The organism is Paenibacillus sp. URB8-2, from assembly GCF_013393385.1.
Lineage (GTDB): Bacteria > Bacillota > Bacilli > Paenibacillales > Paenibacillaceae > Paenibacillus_AQ.
In genome coordinates this window covers 3,384,296-3,401,395 of record NZ_AP023239.1, presented here as the reverse complement: position 1 = coordinate 3,401,395, position 17,100 = coordinate 3,384,296, and the positions used below count along the sequence as shown (strand labels likewise).

At 52.2% G+C, this 17,100-nt stretch carries 19 protein-coding genes; all 19 read left to right on the top strand.

All coding sequences use genetic code 11. The annotated features are described in order from the left end of the window. Nucleotides 1-24 precede the first annotated feature (24 nt). The 19 genes from PUR_RS15580 to proS all read left to right on the top strand — a co-directional run bounded on the left by PUR_RS15580 (nucleotide 25) and on the right by proS (nucleotide 17,077). On the top strand, nucleotides 25-2,085 hold the full coding sequence (locus PUR_RS15580; RefSeq protein WP_179036038.1) for a chemotaxis protein CheA: 2,061 nt from the start codon (nucleotides 25-27) through the stop codon (nucleotides 2,083-2,085). 27 nt (nucleotides 2,086-2,112) lie between these two features. Beyond that, nucleotides 2,113-2,574 carry a chemotaxis protein CheW gene (locus PUR_RS15575; protein WP_179036037.1) on the top strand — a complete coding sequence of 154 codons (462 nt, stop codon included), beginning with the start codon at nucleotides 2,113-2,115 and terminating at the stop codon, nucleotides 2,572-2,574. Nucleotides 2,575-2,611: 37 nt separating this feature from the next. Next, nucleotides 2,612-3,205 (top strand): chemotaxis protein CheC, encoded by a 594-nt coding sequence (locus tag PUR_RS15570; RefSeq protein WP_442953842.1) that lies wholly within the window; start codon nucleotides 2,612-2,614, stop codon nucleotides 3,203-3,205. Next, on the top strand, nucleotides 3,198-3,695 hold the full coding sequence (locus PUR_RS15565; RefSeq protein ID WP_179036035.1) for a chemotaxis protein CheD: 498 nt from the start codon (nucleotides 3,198-3,200) through the stop codon (nucleotides 3,693-3,695). Before PUR_RS15570 ends, PUR_RS15565 begins: the two co-directional genes overlap by 8 nt. A gap of 1 nt (nucleotide 3,696) precedes the next feature. After that, the gene (locus PUR_RS15560) at nucleotides 3,697-4,113 is read left to right on the top strand and encodes a hypothetical protein (protein ID WP_179036034.1); all 417 of its coding nucleotides are present in this window, start codon (nucleotides 3,697-3,699) and stop codon (nucleotides 4,111-4,113) included. An 85-nt stretch (nucleotides 4,114-4,198) separates the two neighbouring features. Next, nucleotides 4,199-4,987 (top strand): FliA/WhiG family RNA polymerase sigma factor, encoded by a 789-nt coding sequence (locus PUR_RS15555; protein ID WP_179036033.1) that lies wholly within the window; start codon nucleotides 4,199-4,201, stop codon nucleotides 4,985-4,987. Nucleotides 4,988-5,014: 27 nt separating this feature from the next. Further along, a complete protein-coding gene (locus PUR_RS15550; protein WP_179036032.1) occupies nucleotides 5,015-6,421 on the top strand; it encodes a flagellar assembly protein A in 1,407 nt (468 codons plus the stop codon). Nucleotides 6,422-6,476: 55 nt separating this feature from the next. Continuing rightward, entirely contained in the window at nucleotides 6,477-6,782 is a 306-nt protein-coding gene (locus tag PUR_RS15545) for a hypothetical protein (protein ID WP_179036031.1), read from the top strand. Nucleotides 6,783-6,814: 32 nt separating this feature from the next. Beyond that, the gene (locus PUR_RS15540) at nucleotides 6,815-7,387 is read left to right on the top strand and encodes a hypothetical protein (RefSeq protein WP_179036030.1); all 573 of its coding nucleotides are present in this window, start codon (nucleotides 6,815-6,817) and stop codon (nucleotides 7,385-7,387) included. Continuing rightward, the gene (locus PUR_RS15535) at nucleotides 7,384-8,019 is read left to right on the top strand and encodes an endolytic transglycosylase MltG (RefSeq protein ID WP_179036029.1); all 636 of its coding nucleotides are present in this window, start codon (nucleotides 7,384-7,386) and stop codon (nucleotides 8,017-8,019) included. Before PUR_RS15540 ends, PUR_RS15535 begins: the two co-directional genes overlap by 4 nt. Before the next feature lie 216 nt (nucleotides 8,020-8,235). Continuing rightward, the gene (rpsB, locus tag PUR_RS15530) at nucleotides 8,236-8,937 is read left to right on the top strand and encodes a 30S ribosomal protein S2 (protein ID WP_124693807.1); all 702 of its coding nucleotides are present in this window, start codon (nucleotides 8,236-8,238) and stop codon (nucleotides 8,935-8,937) included. A 210-nt stretch (nucleotides 8,938-9,147) separates the two neighbouring features. Continuing rightward, on the top strand, nucleotides 9,148-9,798 hold the full coding sequence (gene tsf / locus PUR_RS15525) for a translation elongation factor Ts (RefSeq protein WP_179036028.1): 651 nt from the start codon (nucleotides 9,148-9,150) through the stop codon (nucleotides 9,796-9,798). Between the two features lie 235 nt (nucleotides 9,799-10,033). Next, entirely contained in the window at nucleotides 10,034-10,762 is a 729-nt protein-coding gene (pyrH, locus tag PUR_RS15520; protein WP_124693809.1) for a UMP kinase, read from the top strand. Beyond that, nucleotides 10,762-11,316, top strand: coding sequence for a ribosome recycling factor (gene frr / locus PUR_RS15515; RefSeq protein ID WP_179036027.1), 555 nt, complete (start codon nucleotides 10,762-10,764; stop codon nucleotides 11,314-11,316). The genes pyrH and frr overlap by 1 nt, the downstream gene beginning before the upstream one ends. Before the next feature lie 78 nt (nucleotides 11,317-11,394). Continuing rightward, on the top strand, nucleotides 11,395-12,162 hold the full coding sequence (locus PUR_RS15510) for an undecaprenyl pyrophosphate synthase (RefSeq protein ID WP_124693811.1): 768 nt from the start codon (nucleotides 11,395-11,397) through the stop codon (nucleotides 12,160-12,162). A gap of 20 nt (nucleotides 12,163-12,182) precedes the next feature. Further along, on the top strand, nucleotides 12,183-12,986 hold the full coding sequence (locus PUR_RS15505; protein ID WP_179036026.1) for a phosphatidate cytidylyltransferase: 804 nt from the start codon (nucleotides 12,183-12,185) through the stop codon (nucleotides 12,984-12,986). A 22-nt stretch (nucleotides 12,987-13,008) separates the two neighbouring features. Further along, nucleotides 13,009-14,148 (top strand): 1-deoxy-D-xylulose-5-phosphate reductoisomerase, encoded by a 1,140-nt coding sequence (locus tag PUR_RS15500; protein ID WP_179036025.1) that lies wholly within the window; start codon nucleotides 13,009-13,011, stop codon nucleotides 14,146-14,148. 139 nt (nucleotides 14,149-14,287) lie between these two features. Continuing rightward, nucleotides 14,288-15,562: an RIP metalloprotease RseP gene (rseP, locus tag PUR_RS15495; protein ID WP_179036024.1), complete on the top strand. Its 1,275-nt coding sequence runs from the start codon at nucleotides 14,288-14,290 to the stop codon at nucleotides 15,560-15,562. A gap of 66 nt (nucleotides 15,563-15,628) precedes the next feature. Next, nucleotides 15,629-17,077 carry a proline--tRNA ligase gene (proS, locus tag PUR_RS15490; RefSeq protein ID WP_179036023.1) on the top strand — a complete coding sequence of 483 codons (1,449 nt, stop codon included), beginning with the start codon at nucleotides 15,629-15,631 and terminating at the stop codon, nucleotides 17,075-17,077. The last annotated feature ends 23 nt before the right edge of the window (nucleotides 17,078-17,100 follow it).

Sequence of the window (17,100 nt, the reverse complement as noted above, 5' to 3'; positions counted from 1 at the left end):
AACGTGAAGGGTAGGTGTCTAGGCATGGACATGAATCAGTATTTATCCATGTTTATTGATGAGTCGAACGATCATCTGCAGTCTTTGAACGAAAATATGATGGGGCTGGAGGCAAGTCCGGACGATCTTAGCATCGTGCAGGTGATCTTCCGCTCCGCGCATACTTTAAAAGGCATGGCGGCGACAATGGGGTTTGAAGATCTGGCTTCTTTGACGCACCAAATGGAGAACGTGCTTGATCTGGTGCGCAACGGTAAGCTGGTTATGCAGGAATTTATTTTTGATACTCTGTTCAAGAGCCTTGACGCGCTTGAAGCCATGGTTCAGGACATAACTGCCGGTGGCGAAGGCAAGGCGGACGTTTCTTCCATCGTAGCCTCCCTTCAGGCTATCGTTCGCGGCGAAGTGCCTTCTGCAGCAGGAGACGCGCCGTCAGCAGCCGCTCCAATAGAAGCGGAAACGCCCGCACTGCTCGATCAATTCCAATTTTCGGTTCTTGAACAATCGATTCAGGAAGGGAACCAGGTGCTGTTCATCGAAGTTTCGCTCCGCAAGGATTGTCAACTCCGCGCAGTCAGAGCTTATATGGTCTTTGAACTGCTGGAGCGCTACGGCGAAGTCGTGAAAACCTTCCCGCCGGTTCAGGATATCGAGCAGGAGAAATTCGATTACAGCTTTTCGCTTTACTACATAACCCAGAAGACAGCGGAGGAAATGCAGGCTCTGATTATGGGCGTCTCCGAGATCGACAAAGTAACGTCGCTTGCGCTTGATGTGGAGTCGCTGAGTCAGCTTGGACAGGCGGCGGTCGCCGCCACGGCTGAGGCTCCGGCCACCGAGCCGAAGCGGGGGGATACTCCGGCTCCCCAAGCGACGCCGGCAGCCGCCCCTAAGGAGGAAGCCAAGAAAGCTCCCGCCAAAAGCGGCGGCGCTCCTTCGCGCACAATACGCGTCGACATCGACCGTTTGGATGTGCTGATGAACCTGCTCAGTGAGCTCTTGATTGACCGTGTGAGGCTGGAGCAGCTCGCTTCGGATATACAGAGCACCGAGTTGACCGAGACAGTCGAGCATATGAGCCGCGTCAGCGGGGACCTGCAGGACATCGTCATGAAGCTGCGTATGGTGCCGGTAGATACGGTGTTCAACCGATTCCCGCGTATGATTCGCGATTTGGCCAAGTCGCTCGACAAAAAGGTGGATCTTATTATTACAGGCGCCGAAACAGAGCTCGACCGGACTGTCGTCGATGAAATCGGCGATCCGCTCGTCCATCTGCTCCGCAATGCGCTCGACCATGGGGTCGAATCGGTATCCGACCGGATCGCCGCTGGCAAATCGGAGACCGGCACCATCCATTTGCGGGCATTCCACAGTGGCAATCATGTCTTCATTGAAATTCAGGACGACGGCGCCGGCATTTCCCGCGAGAAAGTGCTGAAATCGGCGATAAAGAAAGGAATCGTTACCGCTGAGCAAGCGGCAGCGATGACAGACAACGAAGCCCATCAACTGCTGTTCGCGGCGGGTTTCAGCACGGCTGAGGTCATTTCTGATATCTCTGGTAGGGGAGTCGGACTCGATGTCGTAAAAGCCAAGATCTCATCGCTCGGGGGCAATGTCACCATTTATTCCACTCCCGGAAAAGGAACGAATTTCTCGGTGCAGCTTCCGCTCACCCTGTCCATTATCGCTGCTATGCTGATCCGACTTGGCTCGGAGAAGTACGCGATTCCGCTTTCTTCCATAGTGGAGACCGGAATTGTGAATCGTTCGCAGATCCGAAGCGTTCACGGCGCTAAGATGGTGGAATTCCGGGGCTCCCATATTCCGGTCGTATCCCTAGGGGCCATCTTCGATGTGGCGGATTACGACGAGAGCGAAGAAGAAGAAACGGAGATCGTTGTTATCCGCAAGGGAGACAAGCTCGCTGCGCTCACTGTGCAGGATTTTATCGGCCAGAACGAGATTGTCATCAAAAATTTGGGCAAATACTTGCCGGAAATCCAGGGAATTTCGGGTGGCACAATCCTTGGCGACGGACAAGTGGCGTTAATTATTGATCCCAACGCATTTATCAAATAAGAGAAACCATACAGGGAGGTTTAATCCATGGCGGAAGATATTAAAGTAATTGTCTTTAAATTGGGTACCGAAGAATACGGCATCGAAGTGGATAAAGTCCAAACGATCGAACGTCTGATGCCCATTACGCGGGTGCCGAAGACGTACGCTTTTATCAAGGGCGTTATCAACCTGCGCGGCGTCGTTATTCCAGTGATCGATCTTCGCGGAAGATTCGGTCTGGAAGAAGCGGAGCATACCGATCAGACCCGCGTCATTATCGTTGTCGTTAATGAGATGGAGGTTGGCTTTATTGTGGATTCGGCCAACGATGTTATTGACTTGAACAGAGAGTCCATCGATACTCCTCCCGAAGTTGTTGGGGGTATTAAAGCCAAGTATCTTGACGGGGTGGCCAAAATCGGAGAGGACCGTCTGCTGATCATGCTTAATTTGTCAGAGGTTCTCAACAAGAGTGAAATTGTGCAGCTGGAAAGCTTAGAGGGCTAACACCGTGGAACTGTTTAAGCATCAGAAGGATTTCAAAATGGATGTGCTCAAGGAAGTCGGAAACATCGGAGCCGGGAACGCTGCCACCGCATTATCCCAGCTGCTGAACAAACCGATTGACATGGCCGTTCCCAAAGTCCAATTGCTCGGATTTGAGGAGATCGCGGAAAAAGTGGGCGGTGCCGAGGAGCTTGTCTACGCGGTGTTTCTACGTGTTGAAGGCGAGGCGCCGGGGAATCTTTTTTTCATCCTGACGCCGGAAGCGGCCCGCAGTTTGCTGAGCCGTGTCGCGGGCATATCCACAGTCTCGGTAGAAGAATTAAGTGAAATGGAAATGTCCGCACTCAGTGAGATCGGCAATATTTTGGCGGGTTCCTATCTCTCGTCTCTGGCTGATTTCACCTCATTATCTATGTATCCAACGGTACCGGCTTTGGCGATGGATATGGCAGGAGCGATTTTAAGTTACGGCCTGCTTCAGTTCGGTCAGATGGGAGATGACGCATTGTTGATCGATACAACTTTCCTGGAAGGAAAGGATGAGATCGAAGGCCAGTTCTTTCTGATTCCCGATCCGGAATCTTTCCCTAAGATTTTCAAATCCCTGGGAGTGCCTTTTGAAGATGATTGAGGAGCAGAGCTTAATAAAAGTAGGAATGGCCGATCTCAATGTAGGCAGCCAGAACAATGTGATCCGTACGACGGGCCTTGGCTCATGCGTCGGCCTTACGATGTACGATCCCGGCAAAAAGCTGGGGGGAATGGCTCACGTCATGCTGCCGTCATCAGAAATCGCTCGTGAGGGAAAGCTCAACATCGCCAAATTCGCGGATACGGCAATTCCCGAGCTTCTATCCCGTCTGCTGGAGCTCGGAGCCATACGCAGCCGGATTATCGCAAAAATGGCTGGCGGCTCCCAGATGTTTGCTTTTGCCGGCGGAAACGATACGATGAGAATTGGTCCGCGGAATGTGGAATCCTGCAAGCTGGCTTTGGAGAAATTGAGCATTCCGCTGGTGGCCGAAGATACGGGAGGCAGTTACGGGCGCACGATCGAGATCGCATGCAGCACCGGGTTGCTGAACATCCGCAGTGTGCAAAAAGGCGTCAAGGAATTATAATATGATCGGAACCATTTTGATAAACTTGATTTGCGGTCTGGTCGGCTTTGTCTTTACCTTTTTGTTTTCAATGCGGAACAATCTGCCGCTTACCAGCCTTTTCCGCGGATTGACCGGATTTATTCTCTGGTTTGTGCTTGCTTTTGCCCTTAGATGGGTATTGGGTCTTATTGTTAAGCAAACCGCAAATTCCGACAGGCCGGACGACGTTTCGGATGATAACAAGGAGACGTTGGGCGCCAGGCTGGATATTTCGACTCCGGACGAGGATGAGGAATTGAAGGATTTGCTCAAACCAAAGGCCGGACAAGGGAACCAAGGAAATGAAGAATTCAAACCTCTTCAGCCTCCCCAATTGGTCTCGATGAAAGATCCTGAAGAATTGGCCAAGGCCGTTCGTCACCTAAAAAAAGAATAAGCGAGTGAAATGGGAAATGATCTGTGGAATTCGATGAACCCGGCCCGTATACTCGCCGATTACACTTTGGGAGGGGTGAAAGCCGTTGAACGAGCATAAAGCTTCTCATTTGGATCATCAGGGACTCTGGGAACAGTGGAAAGAACAGGGAGACCCGGAAGCCAAAAAAAGGCTGATCGAGAAATATCTGCCCATAGTGGATTATGTCTCCGGCCGTTTGGCTGTGGGTCTGCCCAAAAATGTCTCGAAGGAAGATTTGGCGAGCAATGGGGTTATGGGACTAATCGATGCGGTTGAGAAGTTTGACTATAAACGGGGATTGCAATTTCAAACTTACGCCTCCTGGCGAGTCCGTGGAGCCATTCTTGATTCTCTCCGCCAAGGCGATTGGGTTCCCCGCTCGGTCCGTGAAAAGGCGAAGAAAATTGAGGATGCCTACCAGCAACTGGAACAAAAGTATTTAAGATCGGTCAGCGACGAAGAAATGAGCAGCTATTTAAATATAACCGAGCGGGAGTTTCAAGGCATGCTGCAGGATGTGGCGGTAATGACGCTGTGTTCTTTGGAGGATCCGATCCGGGAAGAAGATTCTGAGACTCGAATGTCCGTACTGGTGGACGACAAAGCCAAGAACCCGGACCGTAAAGTGAATGAGTTCTATCTTCGTGAAACGCTTACCAAGGGCATCGAGAAACTAACAGTGAAAGAACGGACCGTTGTGTCCCTTTTATATTATGAAGATTTATCTTTGAGTGAAATTGCAGAGGTTATGTCGTTGTCCCCTTCCCGTATATCGCAGCTGCATTCCAAGGCGATACTGAGGCTGCGGGGGACACTAGAGAAGAATCGGGATCTTCTGATGCAAAATGATTAGCCGGAATCGGCAACAAGGAGGGAGACAATGGTCGTCCACTCTGCACTGAGCGATTACTTGAGTATCAGCTTTTCAGATAATAAGGAAGTCGCTTACCTGGAGTTCTATCGGCGGGATGAAGAATTTGCTTGTGGGGTCGATGAGTTAGGCGCTTTTTTACAAAAAAACAATGTCCGCTATGGCGTACAGTGGGATGTCGTTACTCGTATCGCAAACCATCCGGAGGAGTACCGTTCCGGCAAGGTTGCAATAGCTTCGGGGAAAGCTCCTGTCCACGGTTTAGACGGGCGCGTGGAGTTAAGTGTTAGGATGGATGACGATGACCGCCGCCCCTTGGAAAAAGACGACGGCAAGGTCGATTACAAGGAACTGGTCCGGTTGAGCAATGTCCGCAAGGGTGAATTGATCGCGACGTTGATTCCCCCTGAAACGGGACAACTGGGCATGGCCGTCACCGGCGATCCAATCCCCTGCAAGATGGGGAAAAACGCCCGCTTTAAAGTCGGTAAGAACGTCTTGTTAGATAAAGAGCAAACCTCAATGTATGCCGCGATCGACGGCTTGGTGTCCCTGACGGACAAAGGAAAAATCAATGTCTTTCCGGTTTATGAAGTGAATGGCGACGTCGATTACAACACCGGTAATATTGATTTTGTCGGCACCGTTGTTATCCGCGGCAATGTACTCACCGGATTTTCGGTGAAATCCGCAGGAGATATCCGGGTGGTTGGCGGTGTGGAAGGTGCGGAACTGGTCGCTGGAGGTTCCATTGAAATTACCGGCGGCATTATTGGCTACAACAAGGGGCTTGTCAGCGCCGGAGCCAATGTGAAGGTGTCCTTTATTCAGGATGGAAACATTACGGCTTCCGAGGATGTCATTGTCTCGCAAAGTATTATGCATTCCAATGTTCGCGCCGGCAGGAACGTGCTCTGCAACGGTACCAAGGGTTTAATCGTTGGCGGAACGGTGCAGGCTGGGGAGAAGGTAGTGGCCCGCACGATTGGGAATACAATGTCGACGGCGACAGTAATCGAGGTTGGGGTACTGCCCGAATTGAGAAACGAACTTAATGAGCTTAGGCAGCAGCTCCGCCAATTTATGGAAACTGGTGATAAAACGACGAAGGCGCTCCATTTGCTTGATCAGCTCGCGATTAGCGGCACCCTGTCTCCGGACAAGGTAGCTCTGCGAATCAAGCTCAATACCACGAAGCACTCCCAGCAAAGGGAAGAAGCCCACATCAAAGAGCGGATTCTTGAAATTGAAAAAATGCTGGAGGATACAGACAGGGCCAAGGTCACGGTTGTCAAGACCATTTACGGGGGTTCCAAAATTGTCATCGGCAGATATACCAAATTCGTCAAGGATATGGCGGAGCGGATTACGTACTACTATTCGGAAGGCGAGATATCTATAATGCCCAACGTCTGAACCGGTGGAATAGCTTTCGCCGCCGGACAATATTGCCTCGAAGAAGGGGATTGCCGTGAGCCTGAAGCCAGTGGAACTGCAAATAGCATTGCCCCGTACAACAGAAGCCGGCAAGCTGCAGCAAGAACTTCAGCACCGGTCAGCACTGAATCAGCAAGTGTTGGCCGGGGAGAATATCAAAGATTCGCGTGAGCAGGCCCAGCGCAGTGCGGAGATCGACGAGTCGTCAAAGTCCGCCGTAAGGGAGGATGGCCGCCGAGGAGGCTCTTCCAGCAACGGCCGTTCACAGGAACAAAAGAAAAGCAAAGAACACAATGCGGAGCACCCGTATAAGGGACGCCGTTTTGATGTGTCGCTTTAAGACACTTATATGAAATAAAGGAGACAGGACACGTGCAACCATGGGCGTATATTGTACTGCTTGGCGGAATTGCTTTGGCCTATGCGCTGCTTATGCCGGCACGCGTCCGCGGCAAGGACAGCCCCGGAGACAAGCAGAGCCTGAAAGAGGTGGAAGCGGCGCTTGAACTGTATATGTCGGATGTCGAACGAGAGAACCGAGAGCTGCTGGAGCTGCTCGGTACGATCAAGACCCAGTCTCAGAGCAATCAGGCCGTTATTCAGGAGCAGCTTGGCGAATTGAAGGGACAGCTTGACGCGCTTCAGCATAGAACATCGCAGCTTGAGACCCGTGTTGCCGCAAATGAGAACGGGCTTCTTCAAATGGCTATTACCGCCGGCACAGCAGAAAGCGCGAAGCGGGGAGAGGGCTCCGAAGATGGGATTGACAAGCCTGAGGCTGAGATCAAGGCCAAACCGGTCAGTACGATCAAGCTTCGCTATCCGCAGCTGTTCGAACTGGACAGCCAAGGGAAATCCATTGACATTATAGCCAAGAAAACCGGAATGCAGCGGGGAGAAATTCAACTGATTCTGCAGCTCGCCAAACAGGAGGAATCGGTGTGATCAAGAATCGTTCCTTTATGATCGGACTCGGATGCGGGCTTGCGGGCGGCGCGCTTCTTCTCCAGCTTATGATTTCGGCCGGGATGGCTACGCCTACGAAGGCGCAGATAATCAGAGAAGCCACAAAGCTGAACCTGAAGGTAAGCGGGGCGGAGGACAAGCTGCTGACCGCCGAGGAGTGGCAGAAGCTGGCACAGCAAAATTCCTCCTCACAGGAACAAAATGCAGCGGGTGCAGCCAATGGCGACGCAGCTGCTTCGGGATCTCCTGGGGCAAATAAGCAGCCCGCATCGCCACCGGGCAAGGCGGTATCCCCTACGGGACCGTCTTCGCCGTCGCAGCCGTCTGCGGCGGAGATACAGGAGCAGTCTGCCACGGCCGTTCCGCCGACTGCACCCGCAGCCGACTCACCGGCAAGCTCCAGTATTGTCGTTCGAATTCCGAGCGGGGTCACGCTTACCGAAGTCGCAGATTTATTGGCCGAAGCCGGCGTAATCCAGGATAAGAACCTTTTTTTAATTGAAGGCACCGGCCGCAAAGTGCAGACCCGGATTCAATACGGTCTTTACCGCTTCACAGCAGGGCAAAGCAACGAATCGATCATCGACGAACTGATTACGGTAAAAGAATGACCGCCGGTTTCTGCTGAATCCGAAATATCGCGTTTTATGACAAAAATCGTGCGTCAGACGTTGCATCCCATGTAGTCTTATGATATATTAATTGACGGTGTTAAAACACACGCCGGTTGATTACAGCAAGCGGTGCTTTCTTCTGAAGAAAGTCTTGCTGCAAGATGACTCCGGCGGAGGGACACACAATAAACCAAATCTAGGAGGTGTGTGAAGATGGCAGTAATCTCCATGAAGCAGCTTCTCGAAGCTGGGGTACACTTCGGTCACCAGACTCGTCGTTGGAACCCGAAAATGGATCGTTATATCTTCACTGAAAGAAACGGAATCTACATTATTGACCTGCAAAAGACGGTCAAGAAAGTAGAAGAAGCTTACAACTTTGTAAAAAGCGTAGCAGGCGACAATGGTACGATCCTGTTCGTGGGTACAAAAAAACAAGCTCAAGACTCTGTGAAAGAAGAAGCTGAACGTTCGGGCATGTACTACATCAACCAACGTTGGCTCGGCGGCACGCTGACGAACTTCCAAACGATCCAAAAGCGTATCGACCGTCTTAAAAAACTGGAAGCTTGGGAAGAGGACGGAACGTTCTCCGTTCTGCCTAAGAAAGAAGTTATCCTTCTCCGCAAAGAGAAAGATCGTCTTGAAAAATTCCTGGGCGGCATCAAGAACATGAAAGGTCTGCCAAGCGCGCTGTTCATCATCGATCCTCGTAAAGAGCGCATCGCCGTTGCCGAAGCACGCAAATTGGGCATTCCGATTGTCGCTATCGTTGACACGAACTGCGATCCGGACGAAATCGACTACGTTATTCCGGGCAATGACGACGCTATTCGCGCCGTTAAGCTGCTGACCGGTAAAATGGCTGACGCCGTTGTTGAAGCTCACCAAGGCGAAGACACAACGTCTGCTTAAGTCTCTCCGATTGCATACGATATGAAATTAAAATGAAAAGGGTGGTTGGCAGGTGGATAACCTCTCACTGCCCTTTTTTTACCAAAAGAAGAGAGTGTAAGTTTCCGGGGTCCCCGCAAAGAACCTGACTATTGTTCCAAGGCCATGGCTGCTCTTTGTGGGGGCGTTTTAAATTAGTGGGTTATTTAATTTATTTGGAGGGATTAAACAATGGCAGTAGACGCAAAATCCGTAAAAGAGCTTCGTGAAAGAACCGGCGCCGGCATGCTGGATTGCAAAAAAGCGCTGGAAGAAGCAAACGGCGACCTGAACAAAGCAGTAGAACTTCTCCGTGAAAAAGGCCTTTCCGCGGCAGCCAACAAAGCTGGACGCGCAGCGACCGAGGGCGTTGTTGAATCTTACATTCATGCCGGCGGCCGTATCGGTGTTCTGGTAGAAATTAACTGCGAAACCGACTTTGTCGGTAAAACCGACCAATTCAAGGAGTTCGCGCGTGATATCGCTATGCAAATCGCCGCTGCCGCTCCGCGTTTCGTTCGCCGCGAAGAAGTTCCTGCGGATGAAATCGAGAAGGAAAAGGAAATTCTGAAAGCACAGGCGCTGAACGAAGGCAAGCCTGAGAAAATCGTTGATAAAATGGTTGAAGGACGCATCAACAAGTTCTATGAAGAGCATGTACTGCTTGAGCAATCCTTCATCAAAGACCCCGACAAGACGATCTCCAATCTGCTCAACGAAAAAATCAGCACCATCGGTGAGAACATCTCCATCCGCCGCTTTGTCCGTTACGAACTGGGCGAAGGACTTGAGAAGAAAGTCGACAACTTCGTAGAAGAAGTAATGGCGCAAGTGAAGCAATAATCAGCGTTCGCGGCATAGGGCCAAGAACCCAATATAAGTCTGGGATTTCAAGAGCGGAACACGTTAAATGGTGTTCCGTCTTTTGCAAGCGGAAGAAGCCGAATGTGATTCTTTTGGGGATGCAGGTTCGGCATCAGACCGCTTGACCACCGATTCATCCTCGCCGTGCATCGGCAGGAAAGCACGATTAACCTGGGGCCCGTTAAGGCACCATTGCAAAGTGAGGGAATTCAATTTGGAACAGCCGGTATTTAAAAGGGTAGTCTTGAAAGTCAGCGGCGAATCGCTGGCGGGACAAAACGGTTACGGTATCGATGCGGATACGATTAGCTCTATTGCCGAGCAGGTTAAGGAAGTTGTCGAGCTTGGCGTCCAAGTCGCCATCGTATGCGGTGGAGGCAACATCTGGCGCGGCATCGCGGGCAGCGCAAGCGGCATCGACCGGGCGACTGCGGATTATATGGGCATGCTGGCTACGGTCATGAACTCGCTGGCTTTGCAGGACTCTCTGGAACAGAGCGGCGTGCCGACTCGGGTTCAGACCTCGATCTCGATGCAGCAGATCGCAGAACCTTACATCCGCCGCCGGGCCATCCGCCATCTGGAAAAGGGACGCGTTGTTATCTTCGCGGCAGGTACGGGTAATCCGTTCTTTTCCACGGACACGACTGCGGCTCTGCGTGCGGCTGAAATCGAAGCGGAAGTCATTCTGATGGCGAAGAACAAAGTCGATGGCGTCTATTCCGCTGATCCGTTCAAAGACAGCACCGCCGAGAAGTATGAGCAGCTCACTTACCTGGACGTGCTGAACAAGAACCTCGGGGTTATGGATTCCACCGCCTCCTCTCTCTGCATGGATAACAATATACCGCTTATTGTGTTTGCCATTACGGAACAGGGCAACATTAAACGCGTCGTTCTGGGCGAGCGTATCGGAACGATTGTTAAAGGGAGTGTAGAATAATGCCGCAATCGGTTAAAAAGAATGCCGAAGAGCGCATGGAGAAAGCCATTTTGTCGCTCAAACGCGATTTGTCAACGCTGCGCGCGGGCCGCGCGACGCCTTCGCTGCTCGACCGTATCCAAGTTGAATATTACGGAGCGCCGACTCCGGTCAACCAACTTGCCAATATCAACACCCCGGATTCGCGTACACTGCTTATCCAGCCGTGGGATAAATCCTCGCTCGCCGATATTGAACGGGCGATTATGAAATCCGATCTCGGACTTACGCCGGCCAACGACGGCAGCACGATTCGCCTCACGATTCCTGCGCTTACGGAAGAACGACGCGGCGAGCTCGTGAAGCTGACGAAAAAGTTTGGTGAAGAAGCCAAGGTGGCGATCCGCAACATCCGCCGCGACGCAAACGACGAGATTAAGAAGCTGGAGAAAAACGGCATTTCGGAAGACGAATCCCGCGGACATCAGGATAACATCCAGAAGTCCACGGATAAGTTCGTAGCCGAAGTCGACAAAGTGCTTTTGGCCAAAGAAAAAGAGATCATGGAAGTATAAAGATAGCGCAGAGATCAAGGCCCCTCCTCATACGGTGGGGTTTGTCTCTTTCTCGCAGGAAACATGGAGGAATCGTTAATGATCAAACGGGTTCAATCTTGGCTGGGCCGGGAAGAGCGGCAGCAGCCGGTCGATATTTCACCGGACAATATTCCCCGGCATGTGGCTATCATCATGGACGGCAACGGACGCTGGGCCAAACGGCTCGGATTACCACGCGTAGTCGGTCATCAGAATGGCATGAAGGCAGTTAAACGGGCTGCGATTGCCGCCGACGAGCTGGGGATTGAATACTTGACGATGTACGCCTTCTCGACGGAAAACTGGACACGGCCTAAAGAGGAAGTCGACTTTCTGATGCGTTTGCCGCAAGAATTTTTGGCCATCGAGTTGGACGAACTGATTGAGAAGAACGTCCGTGTGCGAGTTATGGGAGACAGCGAGGCGCTGCCTTCGCATACCCGCAGAGCGATGGAAGAAGCGGTGCTTCGCACGAAGCATAATACCGGACTTATATTGAATTTCGCGCTGAATTACGGAGGACGCAAGGAAATTGAGGACTGCATGCGCAGTTTGGGAAAAGATATCGCGGAGGGACGCTTGTCACCGGAACAAATTACGGCGGAGATGATCGACAGCCGGCTGCTTTCCGGAGGCCTTCCCGACCCGGATCTGCTCATCCGGACGAGCGGAGAAATGCGTCTCAGCAACTTCATGCTCTGGCAACTGGCCTACAGCGAATTTTGGTTTACCGATATTTACTGGCCGGATTTCGGCAAGGAGCATCTGCTTCAGGCCGTAGCCGAGTACCAGCGGCGCACCCGCCGTTATGGCGGGCTTAAGTAGCCGATAGGAGTTGAGAACGCTTGAAGCAGCGACTGATAACCGGAGTGGCAGCCGGAGCTTTATTTTTAGGTTTGTGCCTGCTTGGCGGCTGGTGGTTTCACCTTCTGTTAACCATTATGGCTTTGATCGGCTTCTATGAATTCGCCAAAATGATCGGCTGTTCACCTGCGGGCGGCAGTGTGATTGCAGGTTATGCCGCAGTGCTTTGCTTTATGATGCCCTGGGATTTGCTGGGCGTTTCCGCGCCTTTGTCCTGGCAGCAAGGGGTATGGCTTTTGATGCTGCTGTTCCTTTTCATTACAGTCTTTACCAAGAATAAATTGGATATTCGCATAACCGCGCTGCTGTTCATCGGCGCTTTATACATAGGAACCGGATTTTCCTATATGGCGGTTTCCCGCTCCGCGCCGGATGGCCATGGGCTGTTCTGGACCTTCTTGCTCCTTTGCTGCATTTGGGGCAGTGATGCCGGAGCTTACTTTGTAGGCAGAGCTTGGGGGAAGGCAAAGCTGTGGCCGGCAATCAGCCCCAATAAGACGGTCGAAGGCGCAGTGGGCGGTGTGATCATCGCAATGGCAATTGCTTTTGTGTTTGCTTTAATTTCCCCCGACTTGCTGACTTTCGGGCGGGCGATGATTATCGGTCTCGCCACCGCCGTTGTGGGGCAGCTTGGGGACCTTGTTCAATCCGCTTATAAAAGGACATACGGCATCAAGGATTCGGGATCGCTGCTGCCCGGTCACGGAGGCATTCTAGACCGATGCGACAGCTGGATTATCGTGTTCCCGTTCGTACATATATTGATGCTGATTCCCTATCACTAACTTGAAGGAAGGTATGTGTCGCTTGAAAAAGATCAGCATTCTCGGCTCCACCGGTTCAATCGGGACGCAAACGCTCGACGTTGCGGCCATGCATCCGGACAGCTTTGAAATTGACGGTCTCGCTGCGGGCAGCAACACGGCGCTTCTGCTGGAGCAGGTCCGCCGCTTCAGACCGCGGCGGGTATCGGTTGCCAGCAAGGAGCTTGCCGACGACATTCGGCCGCAGCTTCCCGCCGGGGTTGAGCTGTTCAGCGGGGATGAGGGACTTGTACAGATAGCGGCCGGTGGAGATGCCGATTATGTAGTGACCGCAGTTATGGGCAGCGTCGGTCTGCGCTCAACGCTTGCCGCCATCGAGGCGGGAAGGGACATCGGACTGGCCAACAAGGAAACGCTTGTGACGGCAGGACATCTTGTCACAGAGCTGGCCCGTCGCAAAGGGGTCAATTTGCTGCCAATCGACAGCGAGCATTCGGCAATCTTTCAATGCCTGAATGGAGAGAGTATTGAGGATATCGCTTCAATTAACTTAACCGCTTCGGGCGGCTCCTTTCGGGATTTGACCAGGGAGCAGCTTCGAAACGTAACGGTCGAAGACGCGCTACGCCATCCCAATTGGGCGATGGGCGCGAAGATTACAATCGACTCTGCTACGATGGTCAATAAAGGGCTGGAAGTTATCGAGGCCCATTGGCTGTTCGGTCTGCCTTACGAACAAATAGGCGTATTGCTTCACCCGGAGAGCATAATTCACTCTTTTGTAGAGTTTCGCGACAGCAGCATCATCGCCCAGCTCGGCAATCCCGATATGCGGGTACCGATTCAATATGCGTTAACCTATCCTCAGCGGTGGCATTCGCCGGCGCAGCGGTTGTCGCTTGCGCAGGCAGGACAGCTGACATTCCGCGAAATGGATTTTGCGCGCTATCCTGCGTTAAGACTTGCCATTGAATGCGGCAAGATCGGCGGGACGGCGACAACTGCCTTCAATGCAGCGAACGAAGTTGCCGTCGCCCGTTTTTTGCGGCGCGATATCCCTTTTGTGCGGATTGAAGAGATATTGGAGGAAGTTCTCGAACGTCATACGGCCGAGAGCCATCCGAGCCTGGAGCAGATCGAGGATTGCGACCGTGCGGCACGCACACTGGCGCAAAGCCTGTAAGATGCTTAAAATCAAAGGCAAGAGCCGCCAATAACCGGAAAAATTGGTTTGAAGGGCTGATTCTCTTGTGCCGGATCGGAGAATAATGATAAATTAAGAGGACATACTTCGGTCTTACACCTAAAGGGGGCTGCCAAACTTGGAAATGGTTCAAGTCGTTTTTTTGACGGTGCTTATGTTCTTCGTACTGGTTACGGTACATGAATGGGGACATTATTATTTTGCCAAACGCGCCGGGATTCTTGTAAGAGAATTTGCTATCGGTTTCGGTCCGAAACTGTTTTCCTATAAACGCAATGAAACCCAGTTTACACTCCGCTTGCTTCCGTTCGGAGGATACGCGCGGATGGCCGGAGAAGATCCCGAAGTAATCGAAATTGCAGCCGGGCAGACCATAGCGGTGCGGATAGGCAGCGGCAATGTCGTGAAGAACATTTATCTCGACCAGCTGGATACTCGCAGAAACGTCATCCGCGGCGAGGCGCAGCATGCGGACCTTGAGAACGATCTTCAGATTAAGCTGGATGTGGATGGGGAAGTTACGACCTATTCCGTACATCCTCAAGCCATGATAGTCAAGGGCAGCCAGCAAATTCAGATCGCTCCTAAAAATCGGCAGTTCGGCAGCAAAACCGTCGGACAGCGTGCGCTTGCTATTGTGGCAGGACCCGTAATGAACTTTCTGCTGGCCTTCATCCTTTTCGGCGTTTTCATTCAGATGGCCGGCGTTGCGGTAGAGAACCCATCCTATGTGCTGATCGGCGAGGTCTCTGAGGGCATGCCTGCGGAAACTGCGGGACTTCAGAAAGGCGATATCGTCTATTCGATTAATGGCGAGAACATAGGGGCGGATTATAAGAAGATGATCAGCCTGACTTCCGCATCCGAAGGAAAAGCAATGGAATGGACCATTAAACGCGACGATCAGTTGATCAATGTAACGATGACGCCTCGCGGCATGGAAGGGCAGGAGGGCGGCAAAGTTGGGATTACACCGGAGCTTCCGACCCGTCATGCAACAATAGGCGAAACACTCAGCCTTTCGGGCAAAATGATGGTCACCACGACAGAACAGATTTTCATCGGATTCAAACAGATTATTAACCAGTTTAATATGGACGATCTCAGCGGGCCCGTCGGCACCTTCAAGCTGACCGGCCAAATTGCCCAGCAGGGTATCGTGTACTTGACCCACTGGACGGCCATACTCAGCCTGTATCTCGGCATCTTCAATTTGCTCCCGATACCGGCGCTTGATGGAAGCCGGCTCGTGTTCCTTGGCGTGGAGGCGCTGCGCGGCAAACCGGTTGATCCCAACCGGGAAGGCATGGTTCATTTCGTCGGCTTCGCGATGCTGTTTCTGCTGATGATCGCCGTTACCTATAACGATATTTTGCGCCTGATTAGCGGTTAATTTTGTTTAGGCCCTATGCGGCAATCCGCTGCCGCCCGGGCCCATTTACGGGAGGAACTCCATTATATGTCAAAAGATAAGCAGTTTGTTACGGAAATAACGCCGCAGGGCGAAGATTTCTCGCGTTGGTATATCGATGTCATCAAGAAAGCCGATCTGATGGATTACTCCCCGGTGCGCGGCTGCATCGTGTTCAAGCCGGACGGCTTCGAAATTTGGGAGCACATCCAGGAAGAGATGAACCGCCGATTCAAGGAAACGGGGCATCGCAACGCCTATTTCCCATTGTTTATCCCGGAAAGCTTTTTCCAAAAGGAGAAAGAGCATGTCGAGGGCTTCAACCCGGAGCTGCCGTGGGTAACGGAAGCTGGCGGCGATAAGCTGGAAGAGCGGCTGGCTATCCGGCCGACCTCCGAAACGATGATTGGACATATGTATTCCAAGTGGATTCAGTCATACCGTGACCTGCCGGTTCTCATTAATCAGTGGGCGAACGTCGTCCGTTGGGAAAAGCGGACGCTGCCCTTCATCCGCACAAGCGAATTCTTGTGGCAGGAAGGACATACAGCGCATGAGAACGAGGCTGAAGCGCGTGAAGAAACGATGCAGATGCTTGAAATCTACCGCGATTTTGTAGAAGGCTATTTGGCGATTCCGGTCATTACCGGACAGAAGACGCCTTCCGAGCGCTTTGCCGGAGCGGTGGATACGTACTCGATCGAGGCGATGATGAAGGATGGACGCGCCGTTCAGGCGGGAACCTCCCATTACCTCGGCACCAAGTTTGCTGTGGCATTCGAGATTCAGTACCTCAGTCGCGATAACAATCTGGAATATGTGCATACGACTTCGTGGGGGACAAGCACGCGTATGATCGGTTCGATGATTATGGTGCACGGTGATGACCGCGGTCTCGCCCTGCCGCCTAAAGTGGCGCCGACGCAGGTGATTATGATTCCAATTGGTCCTCCGAAGACGCGGGAAGCGGTCATTGCCCGGACGGACGAGCTGTTTAAGGAATTGAAATCGGCAGGCATCCGAGTGCGCGTTGATGACCGCTCCGATGTAACGCCAGGCTGGAAATTTAATGAATATGAAATGCGCGGTGTGCCGGTCAGACTGGAGCTTGGGCCTCGTGACATGGAGAACGGTGTCTGCGTGCTCGTCTCCCGGATCAGCGGAGAGAAGAAAATCGTTCAGCAGGACCGCTTAGTAGAAGAAGTAGAGACCATGCTGCTGCAGGTTCATAACGAAATGTTCGAACGTGCGCTCAAGTTCCGAGAGGAACATTTCTATTCCGTCGAGACGCTGGATGAAATGAAAGCGGCAATGGAAGAGAAACGCGGCTTTGCGCTGGCCGGCTGGTGCGGCGACGATGCGTGTGAAGCACAAGTGAAGGAAGAGACGGGAGCAACGAGCCGCAATATTCCTTTTGAACCCGGCGAAACGAAGAAGACATGTATCTGCTGCGGCAAACCGGCACAGCATACGGTCGTGTTCGCCAAAGCGTACTAAGGCTGTACAGTATTTTTCATAAG

What these genes read in the sequence shown, in the direction of transcription:
- frr (WP_179036027.1), top strand. Translation starts at nt 10,762, where the DNA reads ATGCCGCAATCGGTTAAAAAGAATGCCGAAGAGCGCATGGAGAAAGCC.
- PUR_RS15580 (WP_179036038.1), top strand. Translation starts at nt 25, where the DNA reads ATGGACATGAATCAGTATTTATCCATGTTTATTGATGAGTCGAACGAT.
- PUR_RS15570 (WP_442953842.1), top strand. Translation starts at nt 2,612, where the DNA reads ATGGATGTGCTCAAGGAAGTCGGAAACATCGGAGCCGGGAACGCTGCC.
- PUR_RS15565 (WP_179036035.1), top strand. Translation starts at nt 3,198, where the DNA reads ATGATTGAGGAGCAGAGCTTAATAAAAGTAGGAATGGCCGATCTCAAT.
- PUR_RS15510 (WP_124693811.1), top strand. Translation starts at nt 11,395, where the DNA reads ATGATCAAACGGGTTCAATCTTGGCTGGGCCGGGAAGAGCGGCAGCAG.
- tsf (WP_179036028.1), top strand. Translation starts at nt 9,148, where the DNA reads ATGGCAGTAGACGCAAAATCCGTAAAAGAGCTTCGTGAAAGAACCGGC.
- PUR_RS15550 (WP_179036032.1), top strand. Translation starts at nt 5,015, where the DNA reads ATGGTCGTCCACTCTGCACTGAGCGATTACTTGAGTATCAGCTTTTCA.
- PUR_RS15575 (WP_179036037.1), top strand. Translation starts at nt 2,113, where the DNA reads ATGGCGGAAGATATTAAAGTAATTGTCTTTAAATTGGGTACCGAAGAA.
- rpsB (WP_124693807.1), top strand. Translation starts at nt 8,236, where the DNA reads ATGGCAGTAATCTCCATGAAGCAGCTTCTCGAAGCTGGGGTACACTTC.
- proS (WP_179036023.1), top strand. Translation starts at nt 15,629, where the DNA reads ATGTCAAAAGATAAGCAGTTTGTTACGGAAATAACGCCGCAGGGCGAA.
- PUR_RS15560 (WP_179036034.1), top strand. Translation starts at nt 3,697, where the DNA reads ATGATCGGAACCATTTTGATAAACTTGATTTGCGGTCTGGTCGGCTTT.